This window comes from Bradyrhizobium sp. LTSP885 (assembly GCF_000938305.1).
Classification (GTDB): Bacteria; Pseudomonadota; Alphaproteobacteria; order Rhizobiales; family Xanthobacteraceae; genus Bradyrhizobium.
Window position 1 is genome coordinate 256,136 of the sequence record NZ_JYMT01000038.1, and the last position, 15,810, is coordinate 271,945.

The 15,810-nt window shown below is 64.5% G+C and carries 16 protein-coding genes and 1 tRNA gene; 4 read left to right on the plus strand and 13 right to left on the minus strand.

From position 1 onward, the window contains the following. The first annotated feature begins 91 nt into the window (after positions 1–91). Positions 92–1,027: a methionyl-tRNA formyltransferase gene (gene fmt / locus UP09_RS24980; protein WP_044540943.1), complete on the plus strand. Its 936-nt coding sequence runs from the start codon at positions 92–94 to the stop codon at positions 1,025–1,027. Continuing rightward, positions 1,027–1,764: a tRNA pseudouridine(38-40) synthase TruA gene (truA, locus tag UP09_RS24985; protein WP_044540944.1), complete on the plus strand. Its 738-nt coding sequence runs from the start codon at positions 1,027–1,029 to the stop codon at positions 1,762–1,764. Before fmt ends, truA begins: the two co-directional genes overlap by 1 nt. A 172-nt stretch (positions 1,765–1,936) precedes the next feature. Here the strand turns inward: truA and dapE are convergent, their stop codons facing one another. From dapE to rpmH, 11 genes are all read right to left on the minus strand, one after another. Next, entirely contained in the window at positions 1,937–3,091 is a 1,155-nt protein-coding gene (gene dapE / locus UP09_RS24990; RefSeq protein ID WP_044540945.1) for a succinyl-diaminopimelate desuccinylase, read from the minus strand. Further along, complete coding sequence (locus UP09_RS24995; RefSeq protein WP_044540946.1) at positions 3,088–3,729, minus strand: DUF805 domain-containing protein; 642 nt, start codon at positions 3,727–3,729, stop codon at positions 3,088–3,090. Before UP09_RS24995 ends, dapE begins: the two co-directional genes overlap by 4 nt. Before the next feature lie 215 nt (positions 3,730–3,944). After that, positions 3,945–4,790 (minus strand): 2,3,4,5-tetrahydropyridine-2,6-dicarboxylate N-succinyltransferase, encoded by an 846-nt coding sequence (dapD, locus tag UP09_RS25000; protein ID WP_044540947.1) that lies wholly within the window; start codon positions 4,788–4,790, stop codon positions 3,945–3,947. 94 nt (positions 4,791–4,884) lie between these two features. Beyond that, positions 4,885–5,577: a pyrimidine 5'-nucleotidase gene (locus tag UP09_RS25005; protein WP_044540948.1), complete on the minus strand. Its 693-nt coding sequence runs from the start codon at positions 5,575–5,577 to the stop codon at positions 4,885–4,887. Between the two features lie 24 nt (positions 5,578–5,601). Then, entirely contained in the window at positions 5,602–6,588 is a 987-nt protein-coding gene (locus UP09_RS25010; protein WP_044540949.1) for a DUF1036 domain-containing protein, read from the minus strand. 191 nt (positions 6,589–6,779) lie between these two features. Continuing rightward, on the minus strand, positions 6,780–7,673 hold the full coding sequence (gene argB, locus UP09_RS25015; protein WP_044540950.1) for an acetylglutamate kinase: 894 nt from the start codon (positions 7,671–7,673) through the stop codon (positions 6,780–6,782). A 169-nt stretch (positions 7,674–7,842) separates the two neighbouring features. Beyond that, positions 7,843–8,211, minus strand: a complete 369-nt coding sequence (locus UP09_RS25020) for a DUF423 domain-containing protein (RefSeq protein ID WP_044540951.1) — start codon at positions 8,209–8,211, stop codon at positions 7,843–7,845. Then, positions 8,211–8,861: a ribosome biogenesis GTP-binding protein YihA/YsxC gene (yihA, locus tag UP09_RS25025; RefSeq protein ID WP_044540952.1), complete on the minus strand. Its 651-nt coding sequence runs from the start codon at positions 8,859–8,861 to the stop codon at positions 8,211–8,213. The genes UP09_RS25020 and yihA overlap by 1 nt, the downstream gene beginning before the upstream one ends. Positions 8,862–8,964: 103 nt before the next feature. Further along, a complete protein-coding gene (gene yidC / locus UP09_RS25030; RefSeq protein ID WP_044541208.1) occupies positions 8,965–10,830 on the minus strand; it encodes a membrane protein insertase YidC in 1,866 nt (621 codons plus the stop codon). Next, complete coding sequence (rnpA, locus tag UP09_RS25035; protein WP_044540953.1) at positions 10,830–11,213, minus strand: ribonuclease P protein component; 384 nt, start codon at positions 11,211–11,213, stop codon at positions 10,830–10,832. The genes yidC and rnpA overlap by 1 nt, the downstream gene beginning before the upstream one ends. 30 nt (positions 11,214–11,243) lie before the next feature. Beyond that, positions 11,244–11,378, minus strand: a complete 135-nt coding sequence (gene rpmH, locus UP09_RS25040) for a 50S ribosomal protein L34 (RefSeq protein WP_006609582.1) — start codon at positions 11,376–11,378, stop codon at positions 11,244–11,246. Between the two features lie 380 nt (positions 11,379–11,758). On the opposite strand from rpmH, the gene UP09_RS25045 reads away from it, so the two are divergent. Together UP09_RS25045 and UP09_RS25050 are read left to right on the plus strand one after the other, a co-directional pair. After that, the gene (locus tag UP09_RS25045; protein ID WP_044540955.1) at positions 11,759–13,237 is read left to right on the plus strand and encodes a sensor histidine kinase; all 1,479 of its coding nucleotides are present in this window, start codon (positions 11,759–11,761) and stop codon (positions 13,235–13,237) included. Between the two features lie 250 nt (positions 13,238–13,487). Then, a tRNA-Arg gene (locus UP09_RS25050) sits at positions 13,488–13,564 on the plus strand. 203 nt (positions 13,565–13,767) lie between these two features. Here the strand turns inward: UP09_RS25050 and UP09_RS25055 are convergent. Both UP09_RS25055 and UP09_RS25060 read right to left on the minus strand, forming a co-directional pair. After that, positions 13,768–14,640 carry an amino acid ABC transporter substrate-binding protein gene (locus UP09_RS25055; RefSeq protein WP_044540956.1) on the minus strand — a complete coding sequence of 291 codons (873 nt, stop codon included), beginning with the start codon at positions 14,638–14,640 and terminating at the stop codon, positions 13,768–13,770. 62 nt (positions 14,641–14,702) lie between these two features. Further along, positions 14,703–15,773 carry an NAD/NADP octopine/nopaline dehydrogenase family protein gene (locus tag UP09_RS25060; protein WP_044540957.1) on the minus strand — a complete coding sequence of 357 codons (1,071 nt, stop codon included), beginning with the start codon at positions 15,771–15,773 and terminating at the stop codon, positions 14,703–14,705. Between the last annotated feature and the right edge of the window lie 37 nt (positions 15,774–15,810).

Consider the following 15,810-nt stretch of genomic DNA (forward strand, 5'->3'; position numbering starts at 1 on the left):
CCATCCACGTCTTGCTTCGCTGTCGAAGAACGTGGATGCCCGGGTCAAGCCCGGGCATGACGGAAACTCTTCTTTCTTCCGAGTAAGCCTCATGCCTCTCCGCCTGATCTTCATGGGCACGCCCGATTTCGCGGTGCCGACGCTGCTGGAGCTGGTGGCGTACGGCCATGAGGTCGCGGCCGTCTACACCCGCGCGCCGAAGCCGGGCGGACGGCGCGGCCTGCAATTGCAGCCGACGCCCGTCGAGCAGGAGGCGCGGCGGCTCGGCATTCCCGTGCTGACGCCGAAGACGCTGAAGACGCCGGAAGCGCTTGAGGAGTTTCGCGCCCACGATGCGGATGCGGCGGTCGTCGTCGCCTATGGCATGATCTTGCCACAGGCCATTCTCGATGCGCCAAAGCTCGGCTGCTTCAATCTGCATGCCTCGCTGTTGCCGCGCTGGCGCGGCGCCGCGCCGATCAACCGCGCCATCATGGCCGGCGATGCCGAAAGCGGCGTGATGGTGATGAAGATGGATGTCGGCCTCGACACCGGCGACGTTGCGATGGCCGAGCGGTTGGCGATATCGGACAGCATGACGGCGTCAGATCTGCACGACGCGCTGGCGCCGCTCGGTGCGGATTTGATGGTCCGCGCCATCGGCGCGCTGGAGCGCGGGCGATTGCAGCTCACCAAGCAGAGCGAGGACGGTGTCACCTACGCCGCCAAGATTGACAAGGCCGAGGCGCGGATCGACTGGAGCAAGCCGGCACACGCGGTGCTGCGGCATATTCATGGGCTGTCGCCGTTTCCCGGCGCCTGGTGCGAACTGGCCGATGACGGCGGGCCGGTGCGTCTGAAGATCTTGCGCTGCGAATTGACTAAAGGCTCGGGTGCGCCCGGCGACGTGCTCGACGACAATCTTGCGATCGCCTGCGGCGAGGGCGCGATCCGCCTGCTCGAACTGCAGCGCGAAGGCAAGGCGCGGATGAAGGCATCAGACTTCCTGCGCGGCGCGCCGCTGAAGCCGCCCGCGCGGCTCGCCTGATGCCCCGCTACAAGCTCATCATTGAATATGACGGCACGCCGTTCTCCGGCTGGCAGATCCAGGACAACGCGCCGACCGTGCAGGGCGCGCTGGAGAAGGCGGTCAAGGCGATCTGCGGCGAGGACGTGCGCGTCCACGGCGCCGGCCGCACCGATGCCGGCGTGCACGCGCGCGGCCAGGTCGCGCATTGCGACATCGCAAAACCGTTTCCGCCGGGCCGCTTACGTGACGGGCTGAACGCCCATCTGCGCCCGCACCCGATCGGCGTGCTCGCGGCCGATATCGTGCCAGACGATTTTCAGGCACGCTTCTCGGCCATCAAGCGGCACTATCTTTATCGCATCGCCAACACCCGCGCCAACCTTGCGCTCGACATCGCCCGCACCTGGCGCGTGCCACGCCCGCTCGACGCGGATGCAATGCACGCGGCCGCACAGCGTCTGCTCGGCAAGCATGATTTCACCACCTTCCGCGACACCGAGTGCCAGGCCAAGTCGCCGGAGAAGACGCTCGATCAGCTCGACGTCATCAGAGACGGCGACGCGGTCAACATCGTCACCTCGGCGCGCTCGTTCCTGCACAGCCAGGTGCGCTCGATGGTGGGATCGCTGGTCTGGGTCGGCGAAGGCCGCTGGAGCGCGGACGATCTCGCCACAGCACTCGCCGCCCGCAACCGCGCCGCCTGCGGCCCCGTCGCGCCGCCGGACGGGCTGTATCTGATGCGGGTGGATTATTAGTGGCGCGCTCACTTAGCCTCGCCCCGCTTGCGGGGAGAGGCCGGATTGCATGCAGCGAAGCGGAATGCGATCCGGGTGAGGGGGAGTCTCCGTGAGTCCGTCTCACACCATCTTCGTGGATGGAGCCCCTCACCCCAACCCTCTCCCCGCAAGAGCGGGGCGAGGGAGAAGCTTAGCCGAAATACCTATCCAGCACGCCGCGATAGACCTTCGTCAGCTTCTCCAGATCGGACACCGGGGTGCGCTCGTCGATCTGGTGCATGGTCTGGCCGACCAGGCCGAACTCGATCACCGGGCAATAGCTGGAGATGAAGCGCGCGTCCGAGGTGCCGCCAGAGGTGGAGAGCTCCGGCTTGCGGCCGGTGACCTCCTCGATCGCCGAGACAGCGAGGTCGGTGAACGGCCCCGGCTTGGTGACGAACACATTGGAGTTCGACGGCAACCATTCGATGTGGGCGCGGATGCGATTGCCGCAGGCCGTTTCGAGGCGCGCGTCGACCAGCCGGCGCAGGGTCTCCTGGGTGTGGTTGTCGTTGAAACGGATGTTGAATTTCGCGCGCGCCTGGCCGGGGATCACGTTGCCCGCGGTGTTGCCGACGTCCACAGTGGTGAATTCGAGATTGCTCGCCTGGAATTGCGCGCTGCCGTGATCGAGCGGCTGGTCGCTCAGGGCTACGATCAGCCGCGAGATGTCGGGCACCGGGTTCGAGGCGCGGTGCGGATAGGCGACATGGCCCTGCACGCCATCGACAACAAGCGTGCCGGACTGCGAGCCGCGGCGGCCAACCTTGATCATGTCGCCAAGCACCTCGACATTCGAGGGCTCGCCGAGCACGCAATGGTCGAACTTCTCGCCGCGTTCGGCGCACCATTTCAGCAGCTTGACGGTGCCATTGACCGAGACGTCTTCCTCATCGCCGGTGATCAGGAACGAGATCGAGCCTTTTGGCTTACCGCCATTGTCCTTCAGATATTGCAGCACCGCGGCGACGCTGCAGGCGATGCCGCCCTTCATGTCGACGGCACCGCGACCGTAGAGAAAACCGTCCTTCACCTCGCCGGAGAAGGCACCGAGCGTCCACGCGGATTCATCGCCCGGTGGCACCACATCGGTGTGGCCGGCGAAGGTGATATGCGGCGCCTCGCTGCCGATGCGGGCATAGAGATTGTCGATATCGGCGGTGCCTGCTTCCGAGAATGTCATGCGATGGACGTCGAAACCGGCGGCCTTCAGCAGATTTTCGAGAACGCCGAGAGCTCCGGCATCGGCCGGGGTGACGGACGGGCAGCGAACGAGATCGCGCGTGATCGAGATGGCATCAGTCATGCGTCCCGCTTAACACGCCATACCGGAGGTGGGCCAGCTTTGTGCGGCACCAATTCGATCTCGCTCTGCTGATCCCAGCCTTGCGTGGGACGCGGCCTGATGTCGCGGTCGCTGCGCGGGCGGGTTTGAATCTTGCCAAGCGGGTCGGAGCCGAACTGGTTGGCGCGCGGAGTGCCGCGCAGGCAGCCAAGTTCGATGAAACCCCAGAGATAGAGTGCGGACGACGCAAGCACCAGCGGCATGATCCATGTGCTGTCGGGAAGGCGATCCTCGAACTGGCTACAGAGCCCGGGCAGGATAAAGAATGGTACGATCCACCATCCGCTCTTGTCGCGATCGTGCAGGCGCTTGATCGCGGCCGCGAAGTAGACCCACAGGAACAGCGCCGTGCCTGCGATCTTGATCAGCAAGACCGGAAGCCTGCTCAACGGGATTGCGTGGTAGGTCGCGGGATCGATGGCCTTGAAGAGGTCGTCGATGCTGAATCCGAACGACATCTTGCCACCGAACAAGCCGATGGCGCCAGCCGTCAGCGCGGCCAGGAACAGCATCCAGAACAAGATGATCAGTCCCGCGAGCCAGTATTTGGCACGGTTGATGCGGCCCTTGAAGCTGAAAAGGTACGACGTCCAATCCATAAAAAACTCCGGGCGGCGGCAATGCTCGCGGCCCGGAGTTTTGTCGACTTGAGACGATGGTTGGTTCGATCCCGTTGGACCCGTCATCCTGAGGTGCGAGCTCTTGCGAGCCTCGAAGGATGCGCGGCCCGGTCCGGGGCCGTTGACCCTTCGAGGCTCGCTTTCGCGAGCACCTCAGGGTGACGGTGAGGGATGAGGAATTGCCGCAGCGCTTCTTAGTCCCGCAGCAGCTCGTTGATGCTGGTCTTGGAGCGGGTGCGCTCGTCGACACGCTTGACGATCACGGCGCAGGCGACGGCCGGGCCCGGCTGGCCGTTCTTCATGAGCTTTGGCGGCATTGTGCCGGGCACCACGACGGAATATTCCGGGACCTCGCCGATGAAGATCTCGCCGGTCTCGCGATCGACGATCTTGGTGGAGGCGCCGAGGAACACGCCCATCGCCAGCACCGCGCCCTTGCGCACGATCACGCCTTCGGCCACTTCCGAGCGAGCGCCGATGAAGCAATCGTCCTCGACGATGACGGGCTCGGCCTGCAACGGTTCGAGCACGCCGCCGATGCCGACGCCGCCGGAGATGTGCACGCGCTTGCCGATCTGGGCGCAGGAGCCGACCGTCGACCAGGTGTCGATCATGGTCGCTTCATCGACATAAGCACCGAGATTGACGAAGGACGGCATCAGCACGACGTTGCGGGCGATGAAGGCGGAACGGCGCACGATCGCGCCCGGCACGGCGCGGAAGCCGGCATCGCGAAAACGGTTCTCGCCCCAGCCCTCGAACTTCATCGGCACCTTGTCCCACGACGAGGCATTGCCGGGGCTGCCGGGAATGGCGCTCATGTCGTTGAGGCGGAACGAGAGCAGCACGGCCTTCTTCAGCCACTGATTGACCTTCCACTTGCCGCTGGCTTCGCGCTCGGCGACGCGGGCCTCGCCCTTGTCGAGCAGCTCCAGCGCGTGATCGACCGCCTCGCGGACCTCGCCTTTGGTCGAGGTCGAAACGCCGTCGCGGGCATCGAATGCGGTGTTGACGGTGGATTCGAGGGCGGACAGCGACATCGGGACAATCCTTGGGCGTATCGGGATTATGACGGGAGGTTGGAAGGCTTTTTCAGGATTTGGGGCCGCGGAGTCAAGGCAAACTCCGCCGTCGTCAGGGCGTTAACTGCTGCAAAAACCCGGTTAGATCATCGGTGACGTGGTCGACGTGTTCGGCGTCGCGGCCTTCGAGCTCCCAGGTCTCGCGCACCACCTCCCGGCTGCCGTCGGGCACCACAAGCACGGTGGCCATGCCGAGCTGGTGCGGAACGACCAGGTTTCGCGCGAGGTCCTCGAACATCGCCGACCGCGTGGGATCGACGTCATGGAGCTTCAGGAATTTCTGGTAGGTCTGCGGCGCCGGCTTCGGCTCGAGATCGGCGGCGATGATGTCGAACACGCCGTCGAAATGATCGCTGATGCCGAGCCGGCCGAGCACCGCATCGACATGGTCGGTCGAGCCGTTGGTCAGGATCAGCTTGCGCCCCGGCAGCTTCGCGATCGCAGCCCCCATCGCCGGATTAGGCTCGAGCGGCGAGTGGTCGATCTTGTGCACATAGGCGAGATAGTCGTCGGCGCGCACGCCGTGCTCGGTCATCATGCCGCGCATCGTGGTGCCGTAGCGCAGGTAATAGTCCTTCTGTATCAGCCGTGCTTCCTCCGGCGAAATCTTCAGCCAGTTGCTGACGAACTCGCCGATCCGCGCGTCGACCTGCTGCCACAGATTGACGTGATGCGGGTACAGGGTGTTGTCGAGGTCGAACACCCAGGTGTCGACATGGCCGAAGCTGCGGGGAGTTTTCATCATGCTCTCACGGCAAAGAGGGGGCCATCACGGCATCGCAAAGCGCAGCGTCTTGCCGCCGCTGGTCATGTCGACGGGCACAAAGCCTGTTACGGCGAGGCCGCGGTTGGCGCAGTCGCCCTGGTCATTGATCTCGAACGTGCTTTCCCGGGTGCATAGCTGGGTGAGGCCGCCCCAGTTCAGCGGCTTGTCCTTGACCCTGATGGTGCGGTTGTCGCCGTCGACGGCTTCGGCGAAGGAGTAGATCTGTTTCGGCGCGCCCGTCACGTCGGGATGCAGGCACTTGCCGGGATCGACGCGATACCAGCCGCGGCTGGTCACCACCTTGCCGTCGTCGGTCGCGACTGCGGCCATCACCTTGTGCGGGGTGTCGTTGCACCACGTCAGCCCCGATGATGATGGCTTCTGCACGGCGTCAACCATCGCGGTGAAGAAGGTCGGCGATTGCACGATGTCGCTGGCGAGCCCGCGGCTCCTCAGGAATGCGGACAGCGCGCCTTGCGTCTTCGGCCCGTCGACGCCGTCGATCGGTGCCGCATCATAGCCCGCGATCACCAGCAGGCGCTGGATGGCGGCGAGCCGCGCCTGTTCGTCGTCATATTCGCTGTCCTCGGCGAGATAGGCGGTGAGGTTGCCGTCATCGCCCTGCGTCGGCGTGATCTGGGTGAACTGTGCGGGCGTCTGGCCCGCGCGGCACTGGCGCGCAGCGGCGATCACGAAATTATCCTGCGCGACGCAGAGCGTGTCGGTGCCGTTCTGCGGGATCGGCGAGGCGCCGTAGACGCCGAGCGCGCGCGCATTCAAGAGCACGCGGTCGGCGGTGAGCTGGCCCTGCACCACGACGCGGCAGGTCGCAGGATCGATCCGGAACCAGCCCCGCGTCGCGGTCGCCGCCTTGTCGTCGATGCCGATCGCGGCCTCGACCACATAGCTCATGCGGTTGCAGAGCTTCAGGTCGGCCAGCGCCGGCGCCCCGGAGAACAGAACCGACACGATCGCGGCCGGTAGCGACATCAAGAGCCGCGTGAGTGGAGACCGGAGAGAGCGCCTCACGCTCTGTTCGTCATGCCCGGGCAAAAGCGCGAAGCGCGTATGGACAGAAATGCCCCGGGCATCCACGTCTTTCGCCCGGCGAGCAAACAAGACGTGGATGGCCGGGATAAACCCGGCCATGACGCTTCGTATGCGCGTGCCCGCATCTCGCATCACTTGTGGATCAGCGTGCCCGTGCCCTGGTTGGTGAAGAGTTCGAGCAGCACCGCGTGCTGCGTCTTGCCGTCGATGATCACGACGCCCTGCACACCCTGTTCGAGCGCGTAGATGCAGGTCTCGACCTTCGGGATCATGCCGCCCGAAATCGTACCGTCGGCGATCAGCTTGCGGGCATCCTTGATCGACAGGTCCGGAATCAGCTTCTTGGACTTGTCGAGCACGCCGGGCACGTCGGTCAGCAGCAACAGCCGCTTGGCCTTCAGCGCGCCCGCGATCGCGCCGGCAAAGGTGTCGGCGTTGATGTTCAGCGTCTGGCCGTCCTTCGACGTTGCCAGCGGCGCCAGCACCGGGATCAGGTCATAGCCGATCAGCTGGTTGAGCAGCGTGAGATCGACCTTTTCGGGATCGCCGACGAAGCCGAGATCGATCGCCTTCTCGATGTTGGAATCCGGGTCGACCATGGTGCGCGTCGTCTTCGACGCCTTCACCATGTTGCCGTCCTTGCCGGAGAGGCCCACGGCCTTGCCGCCGGCCGCGTTGATGTAGCCGACGATCTGCTTGTTGACCGAGCCCGCCAGCACCATCTCGACGATCTCGATGGTCGCGGCGTCAGTGATGCGCAGTCCGGCTGCGAATTCCGACTGGATGCCGAGGCGCTTTAGCATGGTCGCGATCTGCGGGCCGCCGCCGTGCACCACCACCGGATTGATCGCGGTCTGCTCGAGCAGCACGATGTCGCGCGCGAAGGCCTTTGCGGTGTCCTCGGAGCCCATGGCATGGCCGCCATACTTGATGACGATGGTTTCCTCGTCATATTCCTGCATGTGCGGCAGCGCCTCGGACAGGATACGGGCCTGATCGAGCGGGCTGATCTGCTGGTCGGTCATGGGGCGGGTCTCGTCGTCAGCGGAGGGGCGCGCAGGGTTCTATCCGATTGGCGGGCAGGGCGCAAAGTGGGGGCTGGTATTCGTAGCCCGGATGGAGCGAAGCGCAATCCGGGGCCTGGTATCCGCGAGAGGATTCCCGGATTTCGCTTCGCTCCATCCGGGCTACGAATCAACGCTTCGGCCACATCGCCGCGATCGCCAGCACCACCCAGCTCAGAATCAGCAATGTTCCGCCGGTCGGGGCGGCCATCGGAAACAATCCGTGGCTGGCATATTGGCGAACCGTCAGGTCGCCCGCGAACAATGACGCCGCGATGACGAAACCGATCGCCGCAACGGTTCCGATCCTCGCATGAACGATGGCGCGGTCCGCGACCGCCACGGTCGCAAGCACGGCGGTGGCGTGAAACAGCAGCATCGAGGAGGCGGCCCCCAGCCGCGACGCGTCGGCGAGGTGGGCTGCGGCGGCCGCCAGCACCACGCCACAGGCGCCCATCAGCCCGGCAAGGCCGATCAGGATGCGATGCAGGCCGGCCATCAGCGCCGCTCTTCGATCAGGCGCAGCATCGCGGCGCGCAGCTCCGGCATCCCGGCGCCGGTGCGCGACGAGGTCACCAGCACCTCGGGGAATGCCGCGGGGTGTTTGGCCAGCGCTGCAATTGTGTCGGCGAGCGTCGTGCTCAATTCGCCGGCCTTGACCTGGTCGGCCTTGGTCAGCACTACCTGATAGCTGACGGCGGATTTATTCAGTGTCTTGAGCACGTCGAGATCGACGTCCTTGATGCCGTGACGGGCGTCGATCAGCACATAGACCCGCGCCAGCGTGGCGCGTCCGAGCAGGAATTTGTGGATCAGCGCCGTCCACGACGCCACCTTGACCTTGGGCGCCGAGGCGTAGCCGTAGCCGGGCATGTCGACCAGGCGGACGTCCGCACTCTCCGGGCCCTCGAAGAAGATCAGCTCCTGGGTGCGGCCCGGCGTGTGCGAGGTGCGTGCCAGGCTGCCGCGGCCGGTCAGCGCGTTGATCAGGCTCGACTTGCCGACATTGGAGCGGCCGGCAAAGGCGACCTCTAGCCCTGCCATCGGCGGCAGCGTTTCGATCGAGGGCGAGGCCCAGATGAAGTGCCAGTCGCCGGCGAACAGCTTTCGCCCTGCCTCGATCAGCTTCGCATCGGGTTCGGTGCTCATGCGAAGGTTTCCATCCATCGTCGTAGCCGGGCTAAAGCGCGAAGACGCGCTTTAGCCCGGCTACGACGAGTTGCGGCTTTGCGCGTCCAAGCAACGGCGCTTGCTAGGTCTTCGATACCGCTTTTTTTGACGCAAACGTGGACTTCAGATTGTCGAACAGTTCCACCTTCACGCCGTTGCGGCGCATGATGAAGCTCTGCTGCAGAACCGAGAGCGTGTTGTTCCAGGCCCAGTAGATCACGAGGCCCGCCGGGAAGCCCGCCAGCATGAAGGTGAAGATCAGCGGCATCCAGGTGAAGATCATCTGCTGCGTCGGATCCGGCGGCGTCGGATTGAGCTTCATCTGGAACCACATCGTGATGCCCATGATGATCGGCCAGATGCCGAGCGCCAGATAGTGGCCGAAGATCGGAAGCTGCGTCGGATCGTAGTGGAAAAGGCCGAACAGCGTGAACAGATTGGTCGGATCCGGCGCCGACAGGTCCTTGACCCAGCCGAAGAACGGCGCGTGCCGCATTTCAATGGTGATAAACAGCACCTTGTAGAGCGAGAAGAATACCGGAATCTGGAGCGCAACGGGAAGACAACCGGCGATCGGGTTGATCTTCTCCTTCTTGTAGATCTCCATCATCTCTTGCTGCTGCTTCACCCGGTCGTCGGGATAGCGCTCCTTCAGCGCGGCAAGCTGCGGCTGCACCGACTTCATCTTCGCCATCGAGGCGTAGGACTTGTTGGCGAGCGGGAAGAACAGCAGCTTCACGATCACGGTCACGAGCAGGATCGAGACGCCGAAATTGCCGAACAGGTGGTAAAACCAGTCGAGCGCCAGGAACATCGGCTTGGTGATGAAGTAGAACCAGCCCCAATCGATCAACAGATCGAAATGGTTCAGCCCGAGCTGCTTGGTGTAGCCGCCGAAGCCGACCAGCGGGAAGTTGATGCCGACCACGCTGGCTTCCTTGGCGCCGGCGAACAGCCGCGCATTGGCGCTGATGGTGCCGCCGATCGGCAGCGTCTGCGCGTCCTGCAAATAGTCGGTCTGGTAATTGTGGTTGGTGCCGACCGCGTTCGACCTGTAGGTCACATGCAGCTTGGCCGTGGTGTCGGGCAAGAGCGCCGACGCCCAGTACTTGTCGGTCATGCCGAGCCAGCCATCGGTGACGTCGAAGGTCATCTGCTTGGCGTCGTCGATCTTCTTGTAGGCGTATTCCTGCAGGCCCTGCTCGCCGAGATAGCCGGTCAGGCCCTCATGCAGGATGTAGTAGCCGGAGACCTGCGGCGTGCCGTGGCGCGAGATCAGCGCGAACGGATAGAGCGTAACCGGCGCGCTCCCGACATTGCTGACCTCGTCCTTGATGGTGAAAAGGTAGCGGTCGTCGATCGAAATGATGCGGCGGAAGGTGAGGCCCGCGCCATTATCGTATTTCAGAGTCACCGGGGTGGTCGGGGTCAGGCTGCCGGAGCCGTCCTGCTGCCACTCGGTGTTCTGGTCGGGGATGCGCGCCGTCGTGCCGCTCGCAGGCACCCAGCCGAATTCGGCGTAATAGGGGGCAGCGGTCTGCGACGGCGAGAACAGCACGATCGGCGGCGAGGCCGGGTCGACCGTCTCGCGGAACTGAACCAGTGCGATGTCGTCGATGCGCGCGCCCTTCAGCGAGATCGAGCCTGTGATCCGCGGGGTGTCGATCTTGACGCGCGGGGCGCCTGCGATGGCAGCTTCACGGCTGACGACCGGTTCGGCGACGGCCGAGGGTTGCGTGGCGGTTGGCGTGCCGCTGGCTGACGGCGATGGCGTCGTCGCGGGGCTCTGGCCAGGCGTCGGCTGCGCCGTCGGCTTCAGCAGCTCGGTCTGCCTTTGGGTCTCGGCGCGCTGCTTTTCCATCTGCGGCACGTTGTAGAAATATTGCCAGGCGATCAGGACGATCCCGGACAGAATGACGGCAAGGATGGTGTTGCGGTTGTCGGACATCATCTTAGGGGTCTCGTCATTCCGTTCGGATTACGCGCCTTGTCAGGCACCTTGGGCGCAGGCCGGTCGAGGCGGCGTAGCGCCGACCGCAGATCGTCGAGCATGGTCGCAAAGTCACGGGTCAGCGCGTCACGGCGGCCGACTAGCACATAATCATGGTGCGGCCGCATCGATATGACGTCGACCCGCTTCACCACTTCGCGAAGCCGCCGGCGAATGCGGTTTCGCTCGGTCGCGGTCCCGTTCTTCTTGGTGACGGTGAATCCGACTCGGATCGGGCCATCATCGTCGCGGCGCAGTCCCTGCAGCACAAAGGCCGTACTGTTCGCCCGCGCGCCATTGGCAACGGCGAGGAAGTCCGCCCGCTGCCTTAGCCGATCCATAAGGTATCTCCGGGGAGGAGACGTCCGGGCTTAGGCGCTCAGGCGCTTGCGGCCACGCGCGCGGCGCGCGGCGAGGACCTTGCGGCCGCCAGTCGTGGCGAGGCGAGCGCGGAAGCCGTGACGGCGCTTGCGCACCAGTTTGCTGGGTTGATAAGTCCGCTTCACGGGTAAGTCTCCGCTGACCGGGCAGTTCGCCCGGATTAAGATAAGTCCGTTGAGATGAAGTCCGGTGATGCTGGCGGGCCCACGGCGAGCCGTTCACGGCCCCAATGAGCCGCCTCCGGTCAAGAACCGGACCATCGCGGACAATTGCGCGGCTTATAAGGGAGCGTCCCCTTTTCGTCAACGTCGCAGGGTGTCGCAAAAGGACTTCTTCGAAAGGTCGCAATTGGGACGAATATATCTGTTTTCGCGGGGTTTTTGGCGGTAAGGGGCAGCGCTTTGAGGCGCCTGAGGGAACCCGCCCGACATTAGCGATCCGTAATTTGACCGGCTTGGGGGCCGAGCCGCATCTTCGACCCCCTAAGCCAAACAAGGCCTTAGTTGTGGCTGTAACCGACGATCAGGCGACCGCGCTGAAGCTGCGGCCCAAGCCATCCCTCCGGCTCGGGCTGTCCGGCAAGCTGTTGCTGCTGACGATTCCCCTGGTGATGATCGCCGGGCTGCTGATCTATGTGCCGGCGATCGCCAACTTCCGCATGAACCGGCTGAATGACCGCCTGGCCGCCGCCAACACCGCGGCGCTGGTGCTCGATGCCGCGCCCTCCGGCATGGTGCCGGATTCGCTGTCGCGGCAGATCCTGACCAGCATCGGCGCGCGCGCGGTCGCCATCAAGCTGGGGCAGCAGCGCCGCCTGCTCGCCAGCGCCGACCTGCCGGCCGCGATTGATCATGACGTCGACATGCGAAACTTGACGGTGTGGTCGGCGATCGTCGACGCCTTCGAGATCATGCTGGAGCGGGGCGACCAGACCATCCGCGTGGTCGGCGCGGCGCCGGGCCAGGCCCAGTTCATCGAGGTGGTGATCGACGAAAAGCCGCTGCGGCAAGCGATGTACCGCTTCTCGCGCAACGTCCTGGTCGTTGCGCTGCTGATCGCGGGGCTGACCGCCGGCCTGGTCTATCTCGCGCTCCACTATCTGTTCGTCCGCCCGATGCGGCGGCTGACCGCAAACCTGATCGGCTTCCACGAAAATCCGGAAAGCCCGGCGCGAATCATCGTGCCGAGCCAGCGCGGCGACGAGATCGGCGTCGCCGAGCGCGAACTGTCGGACATGCAGCGCGACCTCGTCTCGATGCTGCATCAGAAGAGCCGGCTCGCCGCCCTGGGCCTTGCCGTCTCCAAGATCAATCATGATTTGCGCAATCTGCTGGCCTCCTCGCAACTGCTGTCGGACCAGCTGGCCAGCGTGCCCGATCCGCGGGTGCAGCGCTTTGCGCCAAAGCTGTTGCGCTCGCTGGAGCGCGCCATCGCCTTCTGCCAGTCGACGCTGTCCTACGGCCGTGCGCAGGAGGCGGCGCCCGACCGCCGCGTCATCGCGGTCGAGCCGGCGGTCGCCGAGGTACGGGAATCCGCTGGCCTCGCCACCGATGCCACGATCACCTGGATCAGCGCGATCGAGCGCGGGCTGACCATCGACGCCGATCCGGACCAGCTGTTCCGTGTGCTGCTCAACCTCGTGCGCAACGCGGCGCAGGCGCTCGAGAACCGGCCGGCCAGCGACGGCGGTGCCCTGCAGATCCGCATCACCGGCCGCCGCGAGGGGACGGTTGCGATCATCGAGGTCTCCGACACCGGCCCCGGCGTGCCGGCCAAGGCGCGCGAGCATCTGTTCGAGGCCTTCCAGACCTCGGGCCGCCCCGGCGGCAGCGGGCTGGGACTGGCCATCTCCGCCGAACTGATCCGCGCCCATGGCGGCAATATCCATCTGGTCGAGGGTACCATCGGCGCCACCTTCCAGATCTCGATCCCGGACCGCCCGGTGGAACTGCTCTCGATCCGGAACGAGCGGGCACGGGCGTGAGCCGAGCCGTCATTCCGGGGCGGCGCAACGCGCCGAACCCGGAATCCCGTTGTTGTCGTACGACATTTCGGGTTCACGCCCGAAACGGAGGAAAATGGGCTCCATTTTCGCCCTTTCCGGTCAAAATCGCGGGACAGAACCTGCCTCCAAGACCTTGCCAACCGAACCCGGAGCCTGTAGCTAGAGCGCTCTTTCGCGCTGTTTCCGGGCCTTCCCGGATGCATGCGGGCTTATAGTCTGCCGCGAGAATGCGCCCGTAGCTCAGCTGGATAGAGCATCAGACTACGAATCTGAGGGTCGGACGTTCGAATCGTTCCGGGCGCGCCAGTTTCCCACCATTCTGAACAAAGTCGCGAACCCAACAGGGTGCACGGAAGTCGACTATCGGTGCCTTATCCAGACCGATAGTTCGATTGCGACCGTGGCTGTCATGTTCTTGCATTTTCGCTTTCAAGACATTTTAAGCGCGCCTTCAGAGAATGATGCATCGTCCCGATTGTAAGCAGCACCGGTGCGATGTCAGGCCGGGCTCACTCGGCGTAGGACTGGGTGGCCCAGGCCGCCCTTAGTTTCGGCGAGACATGAGCACCGAACTGCCCGAACCACTTGTTGAACAGGGCTTCGGCCTCGCCCGATTTGAACATCTTCCCCATGGAGTGGTTGACGATCCAGATGATCGTCGGGTTTAGCTTGGGCACCATGAAGCCTTGGGGCGCATAGCCATATTCATCGCCAACGATTTCCAGCGCGTCGGGCTTCTTCGACTGCCGTATCAGCCCGTAGAAGGCGCCGTTGTCGCTGAAATAGGCGTCGGCGCGCCTGGTCTCCACGGTGATCAGCCCGGCCGCGTGGTCGTCGACGTTCAGGATCCGGATGTTCAGCTTCTTTTCGGCGACGAGGTTTTTGAGGTCAGGCTCGCTACTGCCGCCGGTTGCCACGGCGACGATCTTGCCGTTCAAATCGTCATAGCTCTTGATGCCGGTGCTCTTGAGAGCGAGCATCTGGCTCGACGAAACATAGGAGACCGACGAGAAGTCAACCTGCTTGTTGCGGCCGAAGGTGTTGACCGTACCTTCGCATTCGAGGTCTATCGTGCCATTGGCAACGAGCGCCTGACGGTTCTGGATCGTGACCGGGACGTATTTGATCTTGATCTCCGGCAGGTTCAACTCGCTCTTGATGTCCTCGATGATGCGTGTGCAGAACTCGATCGAATAGCCCGTGGGGTTCTTTTTGTCGTCGAGGTAACTGTAGGGAAACAAAGCGTCCCTGACGCCCATGGTGATGGTCTGGGTGTCGCGCAACTTCTTGACGATGGAGTCCACCTCCTGCGCCCCGGCGGACGAAGATGCGAGGCCGATGGCTAGGAACGCGCCTGTGGCGGCAGCAAGATTGGGTGTCATAGGTCTCTCTCGGTTGTCGCGATCGCTCGCATGGTGATCCGCCCCCGGCTGAGGGAGGGTGTCTAGAATCCTCCGCGTGCTCGCGTCTGGAGTTCCTCCCGTGTCATCCGCATGAGGCCGAGCGCGGGCAGAAGGTCATTGTCTTGTGTGAAGTCGCGGCCGTAGGCCGCCGAGAGCATGGTCACCCCGGCCTCGTGAAGTGTCGCCGGACGCCCGACGAGCCGCCCGAGCAGCACCGTCGGCAGCAATCCGAAGGGGGCGTCCTCGAGGACGTAGCGGCTGTCCAGCGTGGCTGGGCCGAAGCCGCCGCGCCCGCGGTTGTGTAGTTCGGCATTCATCTCGGCGATGCTGGCGACCGGAAGTTGATAGGAGTAAGCGTAGTGTTCGCGGATGGTCCGCACCGAAACGCCGAAGGCTTCGGCGATCGCCAGCCGCTCGGCGTCGAGCGCTTCCATCACACGCCCGACGGCCGGCGTGACGTTCTCCGCCTGCCCCCAGCGCTCGCCGCGCTCCATGCGCGTCAGGTTGAACAGGGCGATGCCGAGATGGTTCTGCGGGTTGAGGTTGCTGAGCGCGATGGCGAGAAGCCCGTCGCGTTCGACGAAGCGGTCGCCGAACAGCGCGGTGCAGAGCGCGAGACCTTCGGCGCTGCCGCTTTGCGGCACCGTCGCGAGATCGACCTTCGAGCGCACCGAGTTGACGGCGACCTCGGTGGGCGAAGTCTTGCGGCCGGTGGTCAGCGTCGTGTTCCAGGTGATGATCGGTGCACGGACTCCCCGCGCCGCGAGCTGCTGCGAGAGATAGAGCGCGCCAAAGGAGGCGTGCGAGCTGATGATGATCGGCTGGCCATCCCGCAGGTGCTGCGCCGCGGCATCGAAGGCCATCTTGTGGGCGTAGCCCGGCATCGCGAGCATCAAGACGTCCGCGTCGGCGATGGCTTCGGCGGCACCGCCGGCAATGCGCGGATGGAAACTCGTCTCGATCGCCATCGTCGCCCGCAGCGGATCTCCTGCCGCGAAGGCTGCCGTGCTCCGGCCGGAAGGCGACCACAGCATCGGGTCATGCCCGGCCGTCGAGAGATAAGCGGCGGCGGCGCAGGCGGCGGAGCCGGCTCCAAGAATACTTACGCGCATGTTGCGAGCGCCTTTTCTGGGTCTGGTTGAGGAAGGG